The 20851-nt window shown below is 45.1% G+C and carries 19 protein-coding genes and 3 pseudogenes; 10 read left to right on the top strand and 12 right to left on the bottom strand.

What is annotated here, in order from left to right; translation table 11 throughout:
- Positions 1-90: 90 nt before the first annotated feature.
- Positions 91-693, top strand: coding sequence for a site-specific integrase (locus tag DDT52_RS15435; protein ID WP_136157138.1), 603 nt, complete (start codon positions 91-93; stop codon positions 691-693).
- A gap of 52 nt (positions 694-745) precedes the next feature.
- On the opposite strand, the gene DDT52_RS15430 is transcribed toward DDT52_RS15435, so the two are convergent.
- Complete coding sequence (locus tag DDT52_RS15430; protein ID WP_136157137.1) at positions 746-1468, bottom strand: hypothetical protein; 723 nt, start codon at positions 1466-1468, stop codon at positions 746-748.
- Between the two features lie 439 nt (positions 1469-1907).
- On the opposite strand from DDT52_RS15430, the gene vapB reads away from it, so the two are divergent.
- Together vapB and DDT52_RS15420 are read left to right on the top strand one after the other, a co-directional pair.
- Positions 1908-2138 carry a type II toxin-antitoxin system VapB family antitoxin gene (gene vapB / locus DDT52_RS15425; RefSeq protein ID WP_136157136.1) on the top strand — a complete coding sequence of 77 codons (231 nt, stop codon included), beginning with the start codon at positions 1908-1910 and terminating at the stop codon, positions 2136-2138.
- The gene (locus DDT52_RS15420) at positions 2135-2551 is read left to right on the top strand and encodes a type II toxin-antitoxin system VapC family toxin (RefSeq protein ID WP_136157135.1); all 417 of its coding nucleotides are present in this window, start codon (positions 2135-2137) and stop codon (positions 2549-2551) included. The genes vapB and DDT52_RS15420 overlap by 4 nt, the downstream gene beginning before the upstream one ends.
- A gap of 407 nt (positions 2552-2958) precedes the next feature.
- Here DDT52_RS15420 and DDT52_RS15415 read toward each other — a convergent pair whose 3' ends face one another.
- From DDT52_RS15415 to DDT52_RS15390, 7 genes and pseudogenes are all read right to left on the bottom strand, one after another.
- The gene (locus DDT52_RS15415) at positions 2959-3531 is read right to left on the bottom strand and encodes a hypothetical protein (protein ID WP_136157134.1); all 573 of its coding nucleotides are present in this window, start codon (positions 3529-3531) and stop codon (positions 2959-2961) included.
- Positions 3532-4615: 1084 nt separating this feature from the next.
- On the bottom strand, positions 4616-5119 hold the full coding sequence (locus DDT52_RS15410; protein ID WP_136157133.1) for an Imm15 family immunity protein: 504 nt from the start codon (positions 5117-5119) through the stop codon (positions 4616-4618).
- A 160-nt stretch (positions 5120-5279) separates the two neighbouring features.
- Positions 5280-5363: a hypothetical protein gene (locus DDT52_RS21430; RefSeq protein WP_345719097.1), complete on the bottom strand. Its 84-nt coding sequence runs from the start codon at positions 5361-5363 to the stop codon at positions 5280-5282.
- Between the two features lie 71 nt (positions 5364-5434).
- Positions 5435-5656, bottom strand: coding sequence for a DUF6392 family protein (locus DDT52_RS21425; protein ID WP_345719096.1), 222 nt, complete (start codon positions 5654-5656; stop codon positions 5435-5437).
- A gap of 103 nt (positions 5657-5759) precedes the next feature.
- Positions 5760-6227, bottom strand: coding sequence for a DUF6392 family protein (locus DDT52_RS15400; protein WP_136157132.1), 468 nt, complete (start codon positions 6225-6227; stop codon positions 5760-5762).
- A pseudogene (locus DDT52_RS15395) lies at positions 6227-7985 on the bottom strand (S-type pyocin domain-containing protein); the annotation flags it as partial. The gene DDT52_RS15400 and the pseudogene DDT52_RS15395, both read right to left, overlap by 1 nt.
- Before the next feature lie 359 nt (positions 7986-8344).
- The gene (locus tag DDT52_RS15390; protein WP_136157130.1) at positions 8345-8701 is read right to left on the bottom strand and encodes a hypothetical protein; all 357 of its coding nucleotides are present in this window, start codon (positions 8699-8701) and stop codon (positions 8345-8347) included.
- A gap of 119 nt (positions 8702-8820) precedes the next feature.
- Between DDT52_RS15390 and DDT52_RS21420 the strand changes: the two are divergent.
- Positions 8821-9003, top strand: a pseudogene (locus DDT52_RS21420) (integrase arm-type DNA-binding domain-containing protein); the annotation flags it as partial.
- A 21-nt stretch (positions 9004-9024) separates the two neighbouring features.
- Here DDT52_RS21420 and DDT52_RS15380 read toward each other — a convergent pair.
- A complete protein-coding gene (locus tag DDT52_RS15380; protein ID WP_136157129.1) occupies positions 9025-10290 on the bottom strand; it encodes an alpha-hydroxy-acid oxidizing protein in 1266 nt (421 codons plus the stop codon).
- Positions 10291-10700: 410 nt separating this feature from the next.
- Here DDT52_RS15380 and DDT52_RS15375 point away from each other — a divergent pair, with 410 nt between their 5' ends.
- The 4 genes and pseudogenes from DDT52_RS15375 (at position 10701) to DDT52_RS15360 (ending at position 14434) form a co-directional block, all read left to right on the top strand.
- The gene (locus DDT52_RS15375; RefSeq protein ID WP_136157128.1) at positions 10701-12656 is read left to right on the top strand and encodes an ATP-binding protein; all 1956 of its coding nucleotides are present in this window, start codon (positions 10701-10703) and stop codon (positions 12654-12656) included.
- Positions 12646-14007, top strand: coding sequence for a sigma-54-dependent transcriptional regulator (locus DDT52_RS15370; protein ID WP_136157127.1), 1362 nt, complete (start codon positions 12646-12648; stop codon positions 14005-14007). The genes DDT52_RS15375 and DDT52_RS15370 overlap by 11 nt, the downstream gene beginning before the upstream one ends.
- 21 nt (positions 14008-14028) lie before the next feature.
- Positions 14029-14190 (top strand): annotated as a pseudogene (locus DDT52_RS15365) (BrnT family toxin); the annotation flags it as partial.
- Complete coding sequence (locus DDT52_RS15360; protein ID WP_136157126.1) at positions 14180-14434, top strand: BrnA antitoxin family protein; 255 nt, start codon at positions 14180-14182, stop codon at positions 14432-14434. The pseudogene DDT52_RS15365 and the gene DDT52_RS15360, both read left to right, overlap by 11 nt.
- A 60-nt stretch (positions 14435-14494) precedes the next feature.
- On the opposite strand, the gene DDT52_RS15355 is transcribed toward DDT52_RS15360, so the two are convergent.
- Complete coding sequence (locus DDT52_RS15355; RefSeq protein WP_136157125.1) at positions 14495-14707, bottom strand: type II toxin-antitoxin system TacA family antitoxin; 213 nt, start codon at positions 14705-14707, stop codon at positions 14495-14497.
- A 432-nt stretch (positions 14708-15139) separates the two neighbouring features.
- Here DDT52_RS15355 and DDT52_RS15350 point away from each other — a divergent pair, with 432 nt between their 5' ends.
- The gene (locus tag DDT52_RS15350) at positions 15140-16057 is read left to right on the top strand and encodes a LysR family transcriptional regulator (protein ID WP_136157124.1); all 918 of its coding nucleotides are present in this window, start codon (positions 15140-15142) and stop codon (positions 16055-16057) included.
- A 235-nt stretch (positions 16058-16292) separates the two neighbouring features.
- Here DDT52_RS15350 and dcuC read toward each other — a convergent pair whose 3' ends face one another.
- Entirely contained in the window at positions 16293-17546 is a 1254-nt protein-coding gene (gene dcuC / locus DDT52_RS15345; RefSeq protein ID WP_136157123.1) for a C4-dicarboxylate transporter DcuC, read from the bottom strand.
- A 190-nt stretch (positions 17547-17736) separates the two neighbouring features.
- Positions 17737-18852 carry a mandelate racemase/muconate lactonizing enzyme family protein gene (locus tag DDT52_RS15340; RefSeq protein ID WP_136157122.1) on the bottom strand — a complete coding sequence of 372 codons (1116 nt, stop codon included), beginning with the start codon at positions 18850-18852 and terminating at the stop codon, positions 17737-17739.
- A gap of 1159 nt (positions 18853-20011) precedes the next feature.
- On the opposite strand from DDT52_RS15340, the gene DDT52_RS15330 reads away from it, so the two are divergent.
- Entirely contained in the window at positions 20012-20785 is a 774-nt protein-coding gene (locus tag DDT52_RS15330) for an SDR family NAD(P)-dependent oxidoreductase (RefSeq protein WP_136157121.1), read from the top strand.
- Positions 20786-20851 lie beyond the last annotated feature (66 nt).

Raw genomic sequence — 20851 nt, 5'->3', positions numbered from 1 at the left:
AATTCAGAAAAATACCTCAACTGCAATGTCCGATCTTCGCTCATGAGGGACGACCATACTCAAATCTCCCACATTGTAGGAGATTTGAGCATGAACACGTCACCGTGGAACAAAGGCCGTATCGTCGGCCAAAAAAGACCACTTCAGATATCTCATATCTGGGGGATCCGAATCAGGCTTGAACTGGAAGGTCAGACGCGCGATTTGGCTCTGTTCAATATGGCCCTGGACAGTAAGCTACGAGGCTGTGATCTGGTAAAACTTAAAGTATCTGATGTTGCATATGGTAACTCTGTTTCAAGCAGAGCAACGGTGTTGCAGCAGAAAACCGGTATCCCTGTCCAATTTGAGATAACCAAAGGGACAAGAGAAGCTGTTACTGCATTGATAAACCTTGGCAATTTGCACAGTAAAGACTTCTTGTTCCGATCTCGGGTCGGTATTAACCAGCACATATCAACCCGGCAATACAACCGAATTTTTCATGGGTGGGTAGCAAAGCTTGGCCTCGACGATTCGATGTATAGCACACATTCCATGAGAAGAACAAAACCTTACCTGATCTACAAGAAAACTAAGAATCTCCGGGTTATCCAACTTCTGTTGGGCCATAGGAAACTGGAAAGCACGGTTCGTTATCTGGGCATTGAAGTCGATGATGCGTTAGAGATATCTGAATCGATCGAAGTCTAAGGTTGTCAGGGCTGCAACAGCAGTCCTGTGCCATAGGCGGACGTCACGAACGCTAAGGTTCGTTAGGACAATTTCTAAAAGTACTTGGCCCGCCTGGATGGGAAGAGATCATTGACTCAGAAACGGAGCATATGCTTGAATATTTTTTCCCGTAATTCCAATATAGATGATTATGGATCGATCCAAACCTTCTTTCGAAAGTTCGATAAGAAGATGAAATATGGATTTCTCTTATAGGTGGTAAGTTGCTGTTACTATTATTTATTGAAACGGCCATACCCTTTAAAATATAGGAGCTTAAAAATCTAAGGTTCTTACCTGGTATACGCTTTACAAACTCAATCAAAATTTGATTTATTGTTTTACTCTCATGTTCTTCAGGTGGTGTTGCTTTATTATCTACTTTTGAATTAAGAATATTAGAAATTAGTGCCAGTGAATTATCAATAGCCTTGGTGTCGCCAAGTTTATTACTGTTTGTGTTGTGTTTGAGGAATAAATCGTTATAGCAATTGTTGATGGCTGTCCAAAGATATGAGAATGCCATATCAGGGCGGCGAGGCAAGCATGAGTACGAATCGATGAGTGTGGTAGCAGCAATATAAGGGATCTTTTGGGGAGATGAAGACCAAGATACTGGATTTAGGAATTTAAAGCTCTTGAACCATTGGAGATGATTATTATCTTGCTTTGGTAATAATTTCCAATGTTCTTCAGGTGTGTAGTCTGTAACAAGTTTGTATAAAACTTGGAGGCGTTGGTCTTCTTGATTCATGATACTCCCTACTAATCGAGTGTTTTCCTTGGATAAAATTTATCACACATTTTTGTTTCTGTATCAAGCCTTAGTCGAAGCCCATCTCAATAACTCTTTAAAAGTAAAGTAGCAACTGTACACATCCATGACTTATGAGAATGCCCGTCGCTCAAAATGCAATATTGTCAATACTGACTCACAAGTGTCCGCATTTCGCTCATAGCGGACAGTCAAAACACGCCTACAGGTTGCTTATCAGGCCCAGTCTTTTGGGCTGCCTGCCAACAAGGATCCGACTTCACCGGTTTTCGGATCTGACGTGGAAAAGAGAAATGGATAGGCATGACATATTCATATGCCACACATCTGCATATACCTACCCTATACATATCCCAAACATCTGCCTATACTGAGCATATGCCGATGGGCCATGAGGCCATGAAACCAGGAGGACATCATGCGAATCGTATCCATTTTTAAAAACGGCAATAACCGCGCCATCCGTCTGCCCCGCGATCTGGATTTTGAGGGCGTGAGCGAACTGGAGATCATCCGGGAAGGGGACAACATCATTTTGCGCCCCGTCCGGCCGACCTGGGGCTCATTCGCGCAGCTTGAAAAAGCCGACGCGGACTTTATGGTGGAGCGTGAGGACGTTGTCAGCGACGAAGGACGCTTTGACCTGTGAACAAGACCTATATGCTGGACACCAACATCTGCTCGTTCATCATGCGCGAGCAGCCACAAGCCGTGATTAAATGCCTGGAACAGGCGGTACTGCGCAATCACCGGATCGTTGTCTCGGCCATCACCTACGCCGAGATGCGTTTCGGTGCGATTGGCAAGAAAGCCGCGCCGCGCCATGCGCAGTTGGTTGACGCGTTCTGCGCCCGTCTCGATGCGATTTTGCCCTGGGACCGGGCAGCGGTGGATGCCACCACGAAAATCAAGGCTACCCTGGCCGCGGCTGGAACACCGATCGGCCCGAACGACACGGCGATTGCCGGGCACGCCCTTGCCGCCGGCGCCGTGCTGGTGACGAACAATACAAGGGAGTTTGCGCGGGTGCCGGGTCTGGTGCTGGAAGACTGGGTTAATTAGGCACTTCCCGAGTGTTTAAGCAGGAGTGCCAGTTGCGCGCCGGCGGAAGCGGACAAGGTCAGCGTCAGGTTATTCTGGTAAATGTGTAGCAGGGGTGATGTGAGTCAGAGATCCCGTTTTATAAAACTACCCGGACTGAACGGGAATCAAATCAGGATGGTTACAATGAAAGACTATCGGGCCAACACAAAATTATCATTAACTTTAGCCCGCCCAGTGCCAGAAGGGGACGTCAGAAGTCTTTCAAAGAGTTAGTAATGAAGACATGTCATCAGCTCATTGCCTAAAACATGATGTTTCATTGATGGTTCGATTACTGTAGCTGACCATAATCCAATACCAGCGCTCGCTTGTAACCCAGGGATTAAGAGGTTATGAATAAAACAGATGATACAGATGCTCTGATTTCAATAAGCTAATACCTGCATCCAGTCGGGGTTGTTTAGGATCCGGTAGAAGGGAAGTAGGCGCTCTTTAACCTGATCTAAAAGCTCATCTTCACTCATTTCAGATGCTCTGGAATTAAATACAGGAATTGACTCGTCGTAGAGTTCCCAATAAAAATTTGAGAGTATATTTGTTATACAGGCGAAAGCTCGTGGTGGGTAGTCTAAAAAATAATGTGTAAAAAATGAAAGCCTTCGTTCGATTTCGTATGCGGATGAGGCTGCAATCAACTGTTCCAACTCCAAGCGAAGCCAAACTAAAGCACTATAACGAGGGGATGGTTCTTGAATGCACTGTTCACTTTGGTAAATAAGCAGGTATTTCTCGACTTCAAAACGGTCTAGCCTTGAATCAAGTCCCAGCGATGCAATTATAAGAAGCGTTTCAGAGCCTATGCCAGCTATAACCTCTCTTTCAGCCCAGGCTACTACAGCCCGACAAAACTCTTCAGAGCTGATTACTTCAAATACTTCACTGAATACTTTCAAGCAAAGAAGTTGCTGCAAGCTGTATTTGTACTCTGGGGTTTCCATATTGAATACCGATTAGAACATTTTGCGTTTTGCGGTGTGGGCTGAGTAAAATAACATCAATAAGATAATTAGGCGCAAAACAAGCATAACGCATTGTCACCGTGATATGTAGTAGTAAAGGAAAACCGGCCACGATTTTACGGTAAGAAGAGCGACATCTGTTCTCTGATCGCTCCTAGGGCAGCCAACATTGTAGGGATGGGGCCTGACGCCGTTTGAATATCTATGGCAGCAGTAGTCATCTTTCATGTTGGCAGATAAGTGCTAATTTCCGCTTTTCGCTCATTGCTGCTTGTCCTGTGTTCTGCTTTTAAACGCTGTCAGGTTAAGTGGTAGCTAATCCTGTTCATTACATCCTCCAAAAGCCTTCATCAGAGATATCTTAACCAGAAGGCTTTCTTTGTGATGTTTTATTTCTATTTTAAAAATACATTTAATTTAAAATCACCCTATTCCATTTAAAATATATATTTTATGCGTATTTGATATAACATCATCCATTCAACTCAGCCATCTCGCATTACCATAATAAATATAACCATCCTAATAAATACAATTTTTCTCTTAAATTTTTATTATTTATGGCTTAGAATTTTACTATTAAGAATAATGTTATAATTGCTCTGTGTTTAGCTAATTTTCTTAGTAAACATCGTTACGCACAGTTCTGCGACATGCATAAATTGGGTTCTACGCAGGTATATATTTTTCTGACTATTCACAGTCGGAGCTGTATCGAACATAAATTATATGACTATAAAACACACAATTAGATTCCTCGGCTAAAAATATTTTGCAACTCATTTCGCAAAAAGATCCCACAGCCTCCACTTTAATCAAGCAAACAAAATTTTTAGGCCCACACCTGGGCCCATAGAGCAAAAGTGGAATCAGGAATAAGTCATCTAATCATAATGATAGATAATAAATTCAACTCCCCCCAGCGCATTCGTTCTACCCAGGCGGTCATTTGAGGGTAAAGCGCCACAAGCCTTCCACAGGGTGTAGCGGTAATATGCGACGTTATTTAGCACAGGCCTCGACGTGGGGGAAAGAGTTCATCGACCGGAGAGAAGATCGCCCACTATGTAAAATGCTTTATTACATATATTCTCTTGTTATCATCTGAATAATTTGATGGAACAGAAACCATATACCTTTCCCTCCCCAACGAGACTAAATATTCTTTAATCAAATTTTCTTCTACTGTATTTTTTTGAATTAGATTAAGATGATAAAGAAGCCAAATTTTTCTTTTAGATATAAATATATTAGGGGTGAAGCAATTTATTTCATGAAAATCATCAATATCAGTTAATGTAAGACAAGAAAAATAATCAAGAAAATTATTTTCAGATAATTTTTCCTTTACTAAATTAGTGCTCTTTTCAACTAGCTCAATCCCTTTTTTTATTAAAATCTTATTCTTCTCATCAAAAGACAATGATTCTAAGAAAGAAATACTTTCAAAACGAGAGAATAAAGGGATCTCTTCAAAATCTTGATAGTCCCGAAGGTAAATTGATTCATTATTTAAACCTTCGTATTCAATGAGCAATTCTAACTCTCTCTCAAATTGACCTTTCATACTCAATTTCCTATGTGCCAGCCATTCGCTTTAAGCCACTATAATACCCTCCTTACCGAAAAAGGAAGTAATGACGAAAATACATCAAAATTAAGCCGTTTTATCTATTACCAACGGAGTTCTGATGTGGGAAGAAACGTGACAGATCTGACATTATCCGCTATGTCATAGCCAATTGCATACTGATCGGTACTGGACGACCGTTGGCATCGTATAGATCCGTCCAGCCAAATGTTCTTTTCATAATGACTTTAAGGGGAGAACTTCTTAACGGTTCCCCTATAATTTCATGAACCCACTAACGAGTCATCCTCTTCAATAAAGGCACCGGAAGTTCGTTTGGAAATATCCAACCAGAAATATCATCATCCTGAATAGAGTGAGCGTCACCGCTTTTAATATTCTCCCGTCACGCCAGAATGACAAAAATACTCCCTCCCTAGCCATATCTAGACTAAGAATAGGAGAACCTGATGCTCCTTTCGGAGGTGATTTATACACGATTAATTTAGAATCAATGAGCTCCTGATAACTCATCCCTAAGCTATTAACCAAAGCATCAACATTTACGGCCATTTGTACAATCCTTGTTCAGGATTAAAATGAAATCATGAAGGTATCACAGGTCCTCATGAAATAGTCACCACCTAACCATTGGCGTAGGTAAATATGTTATTGCCTCGACGGTTTCATTAAGATCATAATCTATCTGCATACTTACCAGAAGACTATAATTTGTTAAATGATAAAGATCTGTATAACCAATATCTCTTTTTAATCTCTTCCTAGGTGGCAGAAATTTACAGGGTTCACCAAATTGCTCCTGAATCCAACTTCTCGACATTAGGTTCTTTAACGGATGCGGTAGTTTATTTGAAAAATAATATCCTTTCTTTTTTTTATTTGATATTATCAAAGTAATTTCATTTAGTGTTTTTTCATTTCTATTAAAAGAAAGATAAATACCTTCTTCTGCCATATCCAGACTAATACTAGAGCTACCAGAAAAACCTGTCGGCTTTGTTTTATAAGGAATAAGACCTGCATCAAATATTTCTTGATAAGTCCCCCCCAAACAATCGATTAATGCTTCTATATTTACGGACATTAATACAACCCCTGTTCTTCATTAAGTTTATGCATTTTTTCTCTTGCCGACTCCAACTGCTCTTCTGTCACACCATACTCTTTCAGAGTGTGTTTTATCGCATCAAAGTTGCGATCTACCGCAGCGCGTAAATCATGAGAGTCTCGATCAATATCTTGCGACCTATTACGCCAACCATAAGTTTCACTAATTTTTTGGTGAACTTCAGCAGGAATGATTATAGCTGCCACATCCTTAGCCATCTGCTCTAATTCATACTCTTTAGCATCTGGATACAACCGCTTCAAAAATTCTATTACCGCCGCAGCCGATGGCATATGATCAGCATGATATTTCCCTTGTCGTGAGCGCCCCTTAAAATTACTGTACAAATCAACATCAAGCAAGTTAACCGGGGGTTTACTCAGATAAACATAAATCGGTGGAAACGCATTCTCCGGGAACACCAGAATGTAATCCCGAAAATCCTTTTCTTCCGGGATTGGTGTTACAAGGATACTGACATCATCCATCTCTGGGATTTCAAATCCCGGTACCGCTGACGAGATAACCGGCTGTTCACCATGTGCCGTATCCGTTGGTAATTCTACCCCCGGATTATCCGGTGTCCATAGAATAGTTGGCCCTGTCGCGCCCTCTTCCCAAAACTCATAACGGTTACTGGGGAAGTTATGTTTCAACAGCCTGACCCGAACTTGATCGCGCCTGCTTTCCATACTGGTGTGATAACCGACTGCCTTCAGTCTGCCTGTATCCTCATCCTCCACCCACTGATAACGAACACGACTCGGCGCCGTTCCCTGTTGTTGTGCAACCTTCAGCAATTTTTCCGATGTCAATAAATCTTCTTTTTCACCCTTCAGATGCTGCTGAACCATCGCCCCCATCAGCAAAAAGGTGTGTGCCATCTGTAACTGCCCTTGCCAGACTGACGGGCCAGAGAGCCGTTTCATCTGGTGTGTCAGTGCGTTTGCCGCATCCTGATTAGCCTGAGCCACAGCGCCACCCACCGCCGCCGCTGAACCGGCTTGTGCTGCCGTTCCTGCCATAACGACCTGTGGGGGTGGAGGCAACATCGCAGCATCCGCTTTACCCACTAACAGGCTGAATATCGTCTGATACCACGGCTCCTGCGGTGGCTGAGCTGGTTTGTTAACCGTATTTTTTCCGGTAATCGATTGAGATGAGACAGAGGTATCGGTTTTGGCCTGCACCGGAGACGTATTTTTCTTTTTTACCGCCTGCGCATATTGCTTCACTTCACCCGATTTTTCTGATGAGGCGTCGGCATGACCAACCGGCTCAGCGACATACACGCTCATTTCACCAATATTGGTCTGCGGCTCTTCTTCCGTTCCCGCGTCCGTACAGCCCACGCTACGTAAACAGGATTTGGCAAACACAGGCTCCATTGCCAGCATCGGTGTCAACGCCAGCAAAGGGGAACGGTTCGACGCCGCCTGTTTACCACATTCCTGAACCGGAGATTTATAGGGCGTATCACCAATAATGACGTTGCCACTGCCGGAAATAATGACACCACCGCAATTGATACCATCACCAATACGGGCAGCGGGTTTACCATTAATGAGAACCGTCGATGAGCCTGCTGCTATTTTTCGGGGATGCACACCATGCGGTGCATTGGGACAGGGACAACCATGAAGCAGAACCGTATCACCCTGACGGGCAGCAGGCTGACCATTGATGATAACGTCAGGACTGCCTTCAATAACGGGGGTTTCCGGGAAGCAGTCGNGACGGGCAGCAGGCTGACCATTGATGATAACGTCAGGACTGCCTTCAATAACGGGGGTTTCCGGGAAGCAGTCGTGACCACTTGCGATATCATTCAGACGGGCGGCACCCGGCATCGTCATTCTCCTTTGACTATAGATATATCCGTTTCGGCTGAACTTATTTTGTGCAGTCTTTACTGCCGGCCACAATGCCAAAGTTCCATAACCGTTATATACAAAGCTTCTTCCTGAAATTTTTACTTATACTCATATATTATCATTTCCTTGCCATTACGCTCTTGCTCAATTCCTTGTTTTTTATTTTCTGTCACTCAAAAAGAGATCCTGTCTTTTGTGTTGTGGGAAAGGCTCAATACACTATCCATAGGATAGAATACTTTTTAATCCCCACTCCTGGGTAACTATTTGAAAGGTTAGAACGCTTACGGGAAGATGAATATAAAGACAAACGCTCTGCCGTCGACCGACCATATTTGATATTTTTTCATTATAATTTAGATAAGGAGTATCAGAATTTAAAAAAGAGGTTAGATCAACATCATTATTTCCGAGGAAGAGAGCTAAAGACCCATCAGTTAATTTCATAACGATTGATATTTGATACTCATCATTCGCCCCACCGTCGCGCCAATAAAAATAGCTTTCTTTGGATAATGTTTTATCTATCTGCCTCTCAACGGCCCCTGTAGTCGATGAAGTACGAGAAGCCCGCATGGCACAAACCCGCGGGCTTTTTTACGTCTGCTGGATACTGTGGCGATCTTGTGACTTCCACAACTTTTAGATATCCCAAAGGCAGGTACCCACCCCGCACCTAAATGATGGAGATACCTATGGCACGCTTAACAAACCCCCTCACCGATACGAAGATAAAAGCCGCCAAGCCATAGGATGCGGATTACCCACGGCATGACGGCGACGATCTGCAACGGCTAATCAAAAGCACCGGCAGAAAAGTCTGGCAGATGCGCGACTACCGGTCTTTCACCAAAAAGCGCGCAAAGCTGACTTTTGGACCTATGCTGCGGTGATATGAATCAAACCTCCCGGATGAGAATCGATGGATCGACATTATTCACATCGGCGGTGCCGGTCAGTACCATGCTTGACTCAAGCTCACCTTGGAAGCGTTTGAACTGCATCTCAACCCCTTTAACACCACCGCCGAGGCTGGCACGTAGCATTGGACGGCCGACTAATACGGCTTGAGCGCCACTAGCCAGTGCCTTGAGTACATCGCCACCATCACGCACACCACCGTCCACCAGAATCGGCATCTTGTAACCGCGATCTCGTACGGCTTTTACAATCGCGGGTAACACATGCATAGTGGCTACGGTCGAGCTCAGTACGCGACCACCGTGGTTAGACACCACAATCGCACCGCAACCGGCTTCAGCGCACATCAGGGCTTCTTCAACCGTCATCACCCCCTTCGCCATAAAGGGGATCTTGGCGTATTTAACGATTTCTTTAAGCTTTTTCAGATCCTTAGGCTCAACCGTGCTGCCGGGTAGCGCACGAGCGGCGCGACCAGCCGAATCGATGTCAATCGCAAAGAAAGGCGCGCCGGCATTCTGTACGAGATCGATACGATCAAAGATTTCCTGTTGAGTACGAGGCTTGATTTGCGCAATCGCGCGGCCTTTAAATTCTTTGACGACTTCTAAACGACGTTGGTAGGTATCGAGTGGATCTTCAATGCCATCCGCCGCCCAACCTAAACAGCCTACGTTCGCCGCCCCTTCGATAATGCCGCGGGCGTATTTATCTTCGGTCATCACTTGGCCATCGAACGCTAATTTGTTGGCCGCGCCCATGTTGTAGGTTAGGCCGCCGGTGACACCGGTCAGGATGGGCATAGCTAATTTAACGCCGAGTAACTCAGTTTCCATTTTCGGCTTAGTCACATTGTGCAGGCTGCGCATATTGAGGCTCATGCCTTCAAAGGCTTCAATGTTGCGCACAAAGCTTTGACGCATACCGCCCATACCGGGAACCCCCTCTCCGCAGGGGCCTTTACCGTTACAATGGCCTGCGCCGGCTACATCACAAGCAGCGCAAGTACTCATAATTCTACGGGCATTGTTGAGCACATCTTTTAAGTTTTTAGGCTCTTTAATGTAACCCGTGATGGCTTTTGGCACATCCGCAGCGTCAGTGGTTGCCGCTGCGGCAGCAGCCGATGCGCCTGCGGCATTGACCGCAGATGAGGCCGACATGGCAAGCGTTCCCGCCGCAGCGGCGAGCACGGCTCCCTTGGTTAAAAATTCACGGCGATTTTGGTCTAATCTATTATCCATCTTAGTGTCCCCTATGTTATTCAATTTTTTTTCAGGAGTTATTGACGCATTTTGCTCACGATCGCAATTTACGTCGCGCGACTTCTTAGGGGGTAACACTCGAAGATAAAATTTGGCGATAGATCGCTTAACTCAAAAAACTTTGACCCTTGCATACCCAATTATGCATTTTTGCATAACAACGAAAACGCAGCCGTTAAAAATCAATTAATTATCTTTATTTTCAATCAAATATAACCTAACCGCAGAATTAGCCGAGCAAATTAAATGTGAAATCACTAGCAGAAAAGAGGCAACGGGCTGCCATTGTGGACTGACTGCGCTTATGGTTAAACCCAATCCAAAAAGGCCCGGATCTCTGATTTAGCCTGGCACCGATTTTGGGAAGATATCAAGAAGGTGTGTATTCAGTGAGCTATTGGCAGTATTTACGGGGAATGATATTGGCGCTGAGTCTGATCTCGACTCAAGGATTGGCGCAGCAGGATCTGACATTCAATGTCCATAGCAATACCCCGCCCTTTGAGTGGCAAAATGAGGCCGGTGAAGAGACAGGCTTCAACATTGAATTAGCCCGGCAAATTGCCCAAAAATTGCAATACGATTTAATCATCAACCGCCAAACCCTAGAGCAAACCCTGTATTCCGTGACCCATAAGGCGCGCCAATTAGCCGTGATTGATTTGCCCGCGGGAGAGACGTTCGCTCTCAATACCGCGCTGCCGTTGCTGCCCACCTATATCAGCGCCTATAATCTGCGCACCGAAGGCCAGGCAGACTCCTGGGCGACGCTGCGTAAAAAGCGCGTGGCCATCAAACAAGCCTCCTCGGTGGATATGTATCTTAAGGCCAATCCGCAGGATTTTATCCTCGTGCCCGTGGTCACCAATGAGCAGGGATTTGAGCTATTATCAGCCGGTAAAGTGGACTTTGTGCTGGCCGAATTCTACTGTGCCCGCCGCCTGTTGCAACTGTTCCCGATGACCAAAACGGCGAGTAATCCATTATTTTTTAGTCAGTTTTATTTGGTTATGTCCGATAAGGACCCTGCGTTTTCCAAGGCCGTGAGTGACGTTCTGGAGCAGAATTACCACGGCGGTTATTTCGATGACCTGATTGATAAATGGGTCGGATTCGGCAAGGAAAAAATCGAACTGGGTCAAGTGCGTAATAATTTGTTTCAAGGCGCGTTATTAGCCGCCATCGTCTCCAGCATTGGCATGTTGATCACCCTCTATATCAGCCTGGTGCTCCGGCAAAAAACCAAATCGCTTAAACGGGAACTCAGCCAACGGCAAAAAGCCGAAGCGGAAATTAGCCGGGTATCGGCCCAATTCCACTCGGTATTAGATGGCCTGCCCTGCGGCGTTATCCTCCTGGATCAACACCAGCAGATAATTTGGCAAAACGGTAAGTATCAATGGATGTTAGAGCCAGAGAGGCTCAAACAGGCGTATCCAAAGGTGGCGCTAACGCAGCTTATCCAGTCAGGATTTAACGGTGAAGACTCGCAATTAATAGAGTTTTCCCTCGACAATAAACGCTGGAAACTTAACTTGTATCTGATCTCAAGCAATATGCTCACCTTATTTATCGAAGACTACACCGAACCATTTGAGTTAAAACAGGCGAGCGAGCTGTCCAGTCGCCTCGCTTCCCTTGGGGAGTTGACCACGGGCATAGCCCATGAAATTAATAATCCCGTAGGACTTATCAATCAATCCATGAGTCTGATGCAGGATATTATCGACGATCTGCAACGTGCGCTGCCGTTGGCGGCCACGCAACCGCAGGCGCTGCAACAGGGGTTTGAGGAGCTTAATTATACCAGCCAATCGGTGCAGGAATCGGCCGAGCGCATCGGCTGTATTATTCACGATCTCAAGCACTTCTCCCGCTACGGCCTCAACAATGTTAAGCCTGTCGCGCTAAACCACATTGTTGAAACCGCGCTGCGATTAACCCATAACAATGTCAAACGTTTGCAGTTGCAGCTCTCACTCCATCCTAAACTTCCTGCTATTAAGGGGGACGAACTGCAACTCCAATTGGTGCTTATCAATCTGATCCAGAATGCCTGTCTGGCGATGGACAAAACCAATCCGCTGCTGACGATTGAAACCGGAGTCGAAGAAGGTCAGGTATACCTTAAGATCATCGATAATGGTTGCGGTATGCAGCCTCACATACAGGCGCGTATTCGCGAACCCTTCTTCACCACCCGCCGCGAGCAAGGCGGCACCGGACTTGGGCTCTCGACCACCAATAAAATTCTTGTCGAACATGGAGCCCAATGGCTTATCCATTCGCAGCCCAATATCGGCACCGAAATGAAGATCCTGTTAGGAATGAGCAATGAAACTTAGCCGCAATATTCTCGTCGTCGATGATGAAACCCGCTGGCTACGCACCATCGATATGTTGCTCAATCGGCATATTCCAGAGGCCAAGACCTACACCTGCGAAAATAGCCGTCAGGCGCTGCAACTGATCAACGACCTGGATATCGCGCTGGTGTTACTCGATCTCAACATGCCGGCCCTCGATGGCCGGCAATTGCTTGGGGATATTCGCGAGCACGCCCCCTATGTCCGAGTGATCATATTGACGGGACTCAATGAAACCGCAATCGCGGTAGAGTGCATGAAGCAAGGCGCCTACGATTTTATTACCAAAACCAGTTCGACCGACCACTTGCTGCTATGTGTCCGACGCGCCATGGAGATGATCGGGCTAGAACGGCGTTACCATCAAATTAAAGATGGTTTCTTTAACCGCATGAAGCTGGGAGCCTTCGATCAAATCCTTACCACGGACATCAAAATGCACGACTGCTTCAACTTCGCCGCCACCCTGCACGATAGCCGCGAGCCCATTTTAATCGAAGGGGAAATCGGCACGGGTAAGCACCTGTTTGCTGAGGCGCTGCAACAACTGGTTTGCCCGGAATCGCCATTGTTAGCGCTGTCATTGGCCGATGTATCCCCGCAGATATTGGAGCAAAAACTGTTTGGGATTGCCAATCAAGCGGGCTTACTCGATATGGCGGGCTCAGGCTTTTTGCTGCTCGATAATTTAGCGCTGGCGGGCGCGGAAACCCAAAGAATACTCACTCAACTGTGCCAGCGAAAACGCTATTTTCCGCAGGGCTCATTGCGGGAAACCGCCCTTAAGTGCCGATTGCTGTTCAGCACGACGGTGCCGCTGGAACAACTCGAACAAAGGGCTTTTTCCCACGGATTGCTCTACTGTTTGCAACCACAACGGATCAAACTGCCGCCGCTTAGGGAACGGGCCGCCGATATCGGCCTGTTATTACAACATTTTAATGAGATGGCCTGCCAAGAGTTAGGCCGGGATTACCTCGCCCTGCCCCATGCTCTAGCGAGCCGATTAGAGAGCTACGCCTTTCCCGGGAATATTGCCGAATTAAAGTCGTTAACCTTTACCGCAGTTGGGATCAGTAACGGCCAAGAACTGGCCCTCGCGCCTTTTTTTAAGGTGCTGGAACAGACCCAGCAGATGCCCCAAAGTGAACGGATTGCCTTTCCGGCAAACTTGCCCACCATTAGAGAAATCACGCAGCAGTTGATCCATGAGGCGCTCATTCGCACCAATAACAACCAGAGCGCCGCCGCCAAACTGCTCGGGATCACCCAAAGCGCCCTGAGTCGTCGTTTAGGCAAGACTACCATCAGCGGCAAAACAACCGCCTAAAAACAAAAAGCCAGTGATAACAGATTTGATTACGGAGAAAAGCGATACCAGACAATAGGAAAAGCAGGCGGACAAATTTTACTTCTGGTGGTACATACGGACAGATTCGATTCAATAAGGCTTATTTCTGCCCGTAAAGCAAACGCTAAAGAAAGAGCGAGGTACGAGGATAATGAATCGTAAACAACAAATCGATCGCCTTAACAACATGGCGGATAAAGATATCGATTACAGCGATGCGCCGGAATTGCCTGATGCAGTGTGGAACAATGCGGTGCGTGGTAAATTCTATAAACCGGTAAAAGTGCAGAAAACGGTACGTCTTGATGCCGATGTGCTGAACTGGCTTGAAAATGAAGGGCCGGGCTATCAGACACGGTTGAATAATATTCTGCGCCGGGAAATGGAAAAAGCATTGCGTTCCTGATTACGTACCTTCCCTTTTTGCATAATCTTAAAAAGCGTGGCGGCGATCATGCGGTCGCCGTTACTCCCACGGTGATTTTCTATCTAATAGCGCCCGCAGCGATTCATTACTGGTGATTGGTGTGTTCAATTCGGCAATGAATGCCGCAAACTGTGCGTCATCAACAACAAAGAGTCGTTGATCTTGCAGTGATATTGTAGCCGTTACGATAGATTGCGTATTAGGGGAGTCCTGCTGTGCCAGAGCAGCGGGCACCGCCATTTCATATCGCATTCGCTTTGCCTTTAATCCGCATATATATGCAATAAAGGATTTAAGATTTATCGTTGGGTAGTGGCCAGAACACATCGCTAGATGAATCTACTTTCGCACGGTATTTTATTTATTTCGTCAACAGATAATAATTTCGTACTTCGGCGTGAACACCAACTAGTCAAAATGTGATGGCGGGTATTGTATCAGCCAGCTAATACCGGAGTATTGGTCTCTGTCGGTTTTTTTAACGCAACCCGTAGGCAAACTTTGCAGGACTTCGTGATCATACAGATTTTCTGCACCAGACGTCATTCGATTCGAGGGATTGATGCAATGGTTGTCCGGTTGTCGGTTTGCGATATTTGGCGACTGAACAGATTGTACAATCTGGACTGAGATCCCTGTGGGTGATCTATTATCTGAAACAATTAGTTAACGGAAGATCTCGCTATGGAATTTCGTGATATCAAATATGTGTTAATGGTCGCAGAAGAAAAAAGTTTTTCTAACGCAGCGCAAAAGCTCTTTATTACTCAGCCGTCGTTAAGCCAATCCATCGCCCGCATCGAGGAATCCCTGGGGGTAAAATTGTTCGATCGCAGCAGAAAGCCTTTAATGCTGACCTTCGCCGGGAAGCAATTCCTTGAAATGTCCTATCAGATTGTAAATTATGAAAAACAACTTCACAAGAAGATGAAGGATATAGCCGATTTGAAAAATGGAAATATCACCGTTGGCATTTCTCAATTCCGGGGAAAGTACTTTTTCCCCAAAGTCCTTCCGGTTTTCTATGATAAATATCCAGGCATTACAGTTTCAATTTATGAGAATAATGCATCAAAACTTGAAAGTGCTGTACTTACTGGTGATATAGATTTTTGCGTAGAAATTTTACCGGTTAAAAACAACGATCTGACCTATTCTCTTATCAATAAAGAAAGGCATTTAATCGTATTACCCCGCGATCATCCTGTTAACAATAAGTATAAAGTCAACGGTTCTGTTGATTCATATCCCTCCATCAATCTGGTTGATTTACAAAATGAGTCCTTTATTTATCTTCTTCCTGATTCTCAATCCAGAATTCAGCTCACAAACTTCTTTAAAAAACAAAAATTTACACCCAAGGCGATCATTGAAGTCAGAAGTATGGAAACGGCCCATGCGTTAGCAGTCGCCGGCATAGGCGTTGCGTTCGTATCGGAAGTGATCATTCCTTACTGCAATCCCGAATTTCGCGGAAAGTATTATATATTAAACGGCTGTGTGCCTGATCAATTGCAAGTGGGATTTGTTTATAGAAAAAATGCTTATCTGTCTAAAGATGTATTTTCTTTTTTTTCAACGGTAAAAAATATTTACAGGTAATGCTGTTTTATCTGCCGTCGGTATTAATCCTGATTTTCAGCTCCCGCTACTTGTCCGTCCTGGCGCAATCCATCACTATATTAATAACTTTAATTTTGTAGCGGGCTTATGGGCGTGGTAACCGTCGTAAAGCCAGGAAATACAATGACAACTCTGATAGAAACGTCGCGTAATTTTACGAAAATAATTATTTTCCTGGCGGTAAAATCCCCTGGAGTTGGCAGAGTGCCCCTTATTACATTAATGTAAACAAAACGATAAATGCAGCTATAACAGTTGGAATCATATTACGTTTGCTAATTTCTATAGGATTAACCCCCGCAATTTTTGCCAGAATAATTGCCGCCGGACATACCGGTGACATTGTGCGCCCTAAAGCGGCTCCGATTTGAACCATAGATCCCATTTCAATAATACCATAGCCGAAGGTCGGCGCGTGCGGTGTTACTGCCCCATTGAAGGCGAGTGCCGCCGCATTTCCCGTTCCTGATATTGCCGCGATAATAAAAGGACCAAACGCCGCCGAGAATTTTGCCAGTTGCTGCGAGCTCTTCATTATATCCAGTAACTCGTCAACCAGACCAATGGCCTGCATCCCCTGAATAAACATTGCGGCGGAAGCGATAATGCCGACGACATCGCAGAAACCATCGCCCATTCCACGGAAGAATTGCTTTATCATCTCTTTTAAATGCTGTCGGGTAATAATAAACCCTAACGCTGTTCCCAGGATCATTGCCTGAGGCACTGTAAATTCAGGTATCAACTGTACCTGTTTACTGCCTAAAACTAAAATCACAATAGGAACGACAGGTATAAAGGCAAATAAATAATTGACCTTGTTTTTTTCAATCTCCCCATCCTTACTGTCTAAAGGGCTGCTTCCCACACCTTCTTTTTTTATATAAGCAATCACCATTAAAATCAGTGCGGCAGCAACGGCAGACACTAATACCTGCCTGGAAAAGGTCGAGATAACGGTCATTACATCCACTCCGGCCATTTCAGCCACCTGAGGGTTAAACATCAGGCCCGGACTCATGACGCTACCCCATGTTCCTAAAAACACAGCACTACCGGCCATTGCCGGACGAACACCTGCCGCCAGCAAAGTAGGAATTAAAAGTGTTCCTACGGCTGCTGCCACGCCAGCCGCGCTTGGTATAGCAATATTCAGGAAAAATGTGGCCAAAACAGCACCAGGAATAATAATTAACGGAACTTTCTTTAACAAATTCGTCATAAAAGTAACCAGATGCTTACTGCAACCTGTATAGTCCATTACGTAGCTGAAACCCATGACCGTGCAGATTGTCGGCACCAGACCGGGATTGGTTAACTCTTTGACAAAGGCATTGACCGCGCTTACAACATTTCCACCGAGTAATGCCATAACTGCCCCGGAAATAATCAGCACTAATCTGGTTTCATAATTTTTTATGATAAAATAAAATGTTGCAATAATAATAAGAATACCGACCCATACCATGATTTTATTCCCCTTAATAGAATTGCATTGGTTTTTATTGTTAGTTTTACCTGGTTGCGCAAAGCGGCGGATGATTAGACGCCACGCAACCCCGGCAACTCCGGGCCGTTTCTATGCGGTCACTTTTATTACTATTACACTGGAGTCAGGCAGTATGAGCATCCGTCAGATTATTTATTTTTAGATAACCCTATTTTATTTCGCATTTATCAAAATCCCATTCCCAGTCACAATAAGGAGACGTTTCTCTAACGTCATCGCGCAACTCAACGCCAAGTCCCGAACCTTCCGGCACCATTAAATAGCCATTCTCAATTTTAAACGGCGTGGTTATCTCTTTTTGAATCCTCTCCCATTCACTTGTGATAGGACACATTTCCATTACTTCAAAATTAGGTATTGCGGCTGCCAGATGCAGGCTACCGGCGAGGTTAATGCTGCCGGTGGCAATATGCGGAATGACATTGACATAATGACTTTCCGCAATTGCCGCGGCTTTTTTACAACCGGTGATGCCCGCCATAACGCAAATGTCCGGCCGTATAAAGCTAACGCTCTCCTCCCGAAGCAGCATATCCACATCCTGAATGCAAAAACTGCGTTCTCCGGCACTGATCGGTGTTTTGGTTTTACGCGTTATTTCTTTCAGCGATAAATAATTTTCATAATTAATAGGATCTTCGAAGAAAAGAAGATTGCAGTCTTCTACCATCCTCAAAAGAGTAATGCTTTCATGCGGCTGTAACGCGCGATGAATTTCGCAACCAAGATCCATATCCAGACCAACAGCTTCACGCACTGCATGAATCATATCGCTCATTGCTTTCATCTGGCGGGCGTAAGTACCGGTGGCCTCCCTGATATTGGTTGGATTTAATCGAATACAGGTATATCCTTCCGCCTGTAGTTTTATCGCTGATTCAACGCTCTCTTCAATGGTTTTGCCATTCACAACGCCCCATAAACGAATTTTCTTGCGGACGGCGCCGCCTAACAACTCATAAATAGGGGCATTATAATACTTACCCTTGATATCCCACAAAGCAATGTCAATAGCGGAAATCGCGCTGCCGACAACCGTGCCGCCGAATTTAAATCGGTTATATAACTCGCTTCCGATATACTCTATCCGCCTCGGATCCTGACCAATCAACGGTTTTTCCATGCGGGCAACCGCGCCAGCCACCGCTTCCCTGAACCCCCAGTTTCCGCCTTCGCCTGTGCCGATAATACCTTCGTCAGTGTACACTTTTACGAATAAGCGGCGAGAGCCTGTTAAAATAGATTCAACTTTTGTGATCTTCATTATTCATTTTTCCTTTGTGAGAATATTATCGCAATATATAGCACTTCACATATTCGAGCGTAACTCGGGATTTTTTGTTAATGATAAATAGTGAGATAACAGCCAATAACTCTGCCGTAAATATCCAAAAAATTCGCCTCACCGGCTATTTATTTTGACTATCGCACTCTATAAACAATAATTCAAATTGGAAATTACATATAATATTATAGGTTTTGATTATACTTCATTTTAAATATCTGTCCTGATTCCCATCTCAATAGGAAGGATCGTGTAATAAACAATTTTTTATTGAGTGATATAAGTAAAGCAATTGCAGGATCGGTATCAGGCGGCAATGCCTACTGGCTGCCAAAATATGAGTTGCGAGGTAAACGCCAGCAATGACACAACCGGCTCCGGCCGGTTTTTTTACGTCAAAACGCCTTAAAAAGTGATGAGTAACTCGTCATCTATTCACCCACTCATCCATCATTAATATATTGATGATTAATAATAAAATCCGCTAACGTATCGCGCTCGACGACGGGAATATGGGCTTTGCATGTCGATGCCAGGGATCAGGCAGCGAAGAACTTTTACCTAAAGTATGGGTTTGTTAGCTTTCAGCGTAAGTCTAATTCGCTCTATCTTCCTATCACTCACACCCTGTTAAAACAGTTGGCATCATTTGAACTGGCTTGATAAGCACCAAGGCAGGATTAAGTACAGCCGCATGACACTAAAAAGTGACATTCATGTGCACTTATCAAGAAGTAGCGTGAATATTGGAGACGAAAAGACGTGACCTCACAAGGGGAGCGTAGGTAAAAAAGCCCTATCACTTTTCATCATTGGTATACATTTAGGTATACCAACACAGTCTGAATTCAAACTTAAATCATTAATATCATAGTATTACGAGAAATATTCAGATTCCATCAGGGACGATTTCAGCGAAACGGTCGGCGCTGTGCGTAACGCAGTGCTCGCGCAACCCCTTCACCGCGCTCTGTTCAACACATAATAAACCATTGCGTTACCGCTTTTTTCGTTATACTTTTCTGTAACGTTGCACTAAAACGTTACAGAAAAACATACCCCCGGAGAGATTCCTTCCGTGCATGTATCAACACTCGGCGGTAATCCACATCTATCTCCCTGTTTAGAGAGGATTAGCATGTTTCATGAGCTAAAAGGCAGACGTGTTTTAATTACCGGTTCGACTACAGGTATTGGGCTGGCGACAGCCAGACTGTTTCTAACGTATGGTGCCTGTGTCGGTATTAATGGTCGTAGCACTATTACCGAGCCTCATACTCTGGATTCACTGAATACGCTACCTGGTCAGTACTCACAGTTTGCGGCGGATCTAAGTCATTCGGCTAATTGTCAGCAGTTAGTGGATGATTTTGTCGCTCGCTTCGGAGGAATCGACGTGCTGATCAACAATGCGGGCGGACTGGGCGGCAGGAGCATACTGGAAAATATGGATGATGCGTTCTTCGATCGGGTTATGGATCTCAACGTACGCTCGGTATTGATGATGACCAAATACGCCATTCCCCACCTGCGTCAATCGGCCAAAGAGAGCGGACTGAGCAGCGCAGCGATTAGTACGGGATCAATCGCAGGTCGTGACGGCGGTGGCATTGGCGCCGGCGTTTACGGTAGCGCCAAGGCCTGGATCCACAACATGCACCGCAATTGGGTAAAAGAGTTCACCCAGGATAATATACGCTTTAATGTGGTCTCACCGGGAAGCATAGATACCGCGTTTCATCACGGTAAAAGTGATGAAACAGTGCAAAAGATGCGCGACGCCATTCCGATGGGGCGCTTCGGCCGTAGCGAGGAGGTGGCGCCAACTTATCTATTCCTGGCGACTCACGCGTTAAGTGGATACATTTCCGGGCAAATTATCGACGTTAACGGTGGTCAGATGGCGCCTTAGTTTCCATTAAAAAATGTGTTCCCGGATAAAAAACTTATAATCAGGCAATAAAAACAGATGTAAGGA

This window comes from Brenneria roseae subsp. roseae, from assembly GCF_003115845.1.
Classification (GTDB): domain Bacteria; phylum Pseudomonadota; class Gammaproteobacteria; order Enterobacterales; family Enterobacteriaceae; genus Brenneria; species Brenneria roseae.
This window is presented reverse-complemented; position numbering and strand designations above follow the sequence as displayed.

Coding starts and splice junctions, on each gene's coding strand:
- DDT52_RS15435 (WP_136157138.1), top strand. CDS start 91: ATGAACACGTCACCGTGGAACAAAGGCCGTATCGTCGGCCAAAAAAGA.
- DDT52_RS15430 (WP_136157137.1), bottom strand. CDS start 1,468: ATGAATCAAGAAGACCAACGCCTCCAAGTTTTATACAAACTTGTTACA.
- vapB (WP_136157136.1), top strand. CDS start 1,908: ATGCGAATCGTATCCATTTTTAAAAACGGCAATAACCGCGCCATCCGT.
- DDT52_RS15415 (WP_136157134.1), bottom strand. CDS start 3,531: ATGGAAACCCCAGAGTACAAATACAGCTTGCAGCAACTTCTTTGCTTG.
- DDT52_RS15410 (WP_136157133.1), bottom strand. CDS start 5,119: ATGAAAGGTCAATTTGAGAGAGAGTTAGAATTGCTCATTGAATACGAA.
- DDT52_RS21430 (WP_345719097.1), bottom strand. CDS start 5,363: ATGAAAAGAACATTTGGCTGGACGGATCTATACGATGCCAACGGTCGT.
- DDT52_RS21425 (WP_345719096.1), bottom strand. CDS start 5,656: ATGAGTTATCAGGAGCTCATTGATTCTAAATTAATCGTGTATAAATCA.
- DDT52_RS15400 (WP_136157132.1), bottom strand. CDS start 6,227: ATGTCCGTAAATATAGAAGCATTAATCGATTGTTTGGGGGGGACTTAT.
- DDT52_RS15390 (WP_136157130.1), bottom strand. CDS start 8,701: ATGCGGGCTTCTCGTACTTCATCGACTACAGGGGCCGTTGAGAGGCAG.
- DDT52_RS15380 (WP_136157129.1), bottom strand. CDS start 10,290: ATGGATAATAGATTAGACCAAAATCGCCGTGAATTTTTAACCAAGGGA.
- DDT52_RS15370 (WP_136157127.1), top strand. CDS start 12,646: ATGAAACTTAGCCGCAATATTCTCGTCGTCGATGATGAAACCCGCTGG.
- DDT52_RS15360 (WP_136157126.1), top strand. CDS start 14,180: ATGAATCGTAAACAACAAATCGATCGCCTTAACAACATGGCGGATAAA.
- DDT52_RS15355 (WP_136157125.1), bottom strand. CDS start 14,707: ATGCGATATGAAATGGCGGTGCCCGCTGCTCTGGCACAGCAGGACTCC.
- DDT52_RS15350 (WP_136157124.1), top strand. CDS start 15,140: ATGGAATTTCGTGATATCAAATATGTGTTAATGGTCGCAGAAGAAAAA.
- dcuC (WP_136157123.1), bottom strand. CDS start 17,546: ATGGTATGGGTCGGTATTCTTATTATTATTGCAACATTTTATTTTATC.
- DDT52_RS15340 (WP_136157122.1), bottom strand. CDS start 18,852: ATGAAGATCACAAAAGTTGAATCTATTTTAACAGGCTCTCGCCGCTTA.
- DDT52_RS15330 (WP_136157121.1), top strand. CDS start 20,012: ATGTTTCATGAGCTAAAAGGCAGACGTGTTTTAATTACCGGTTCGACT.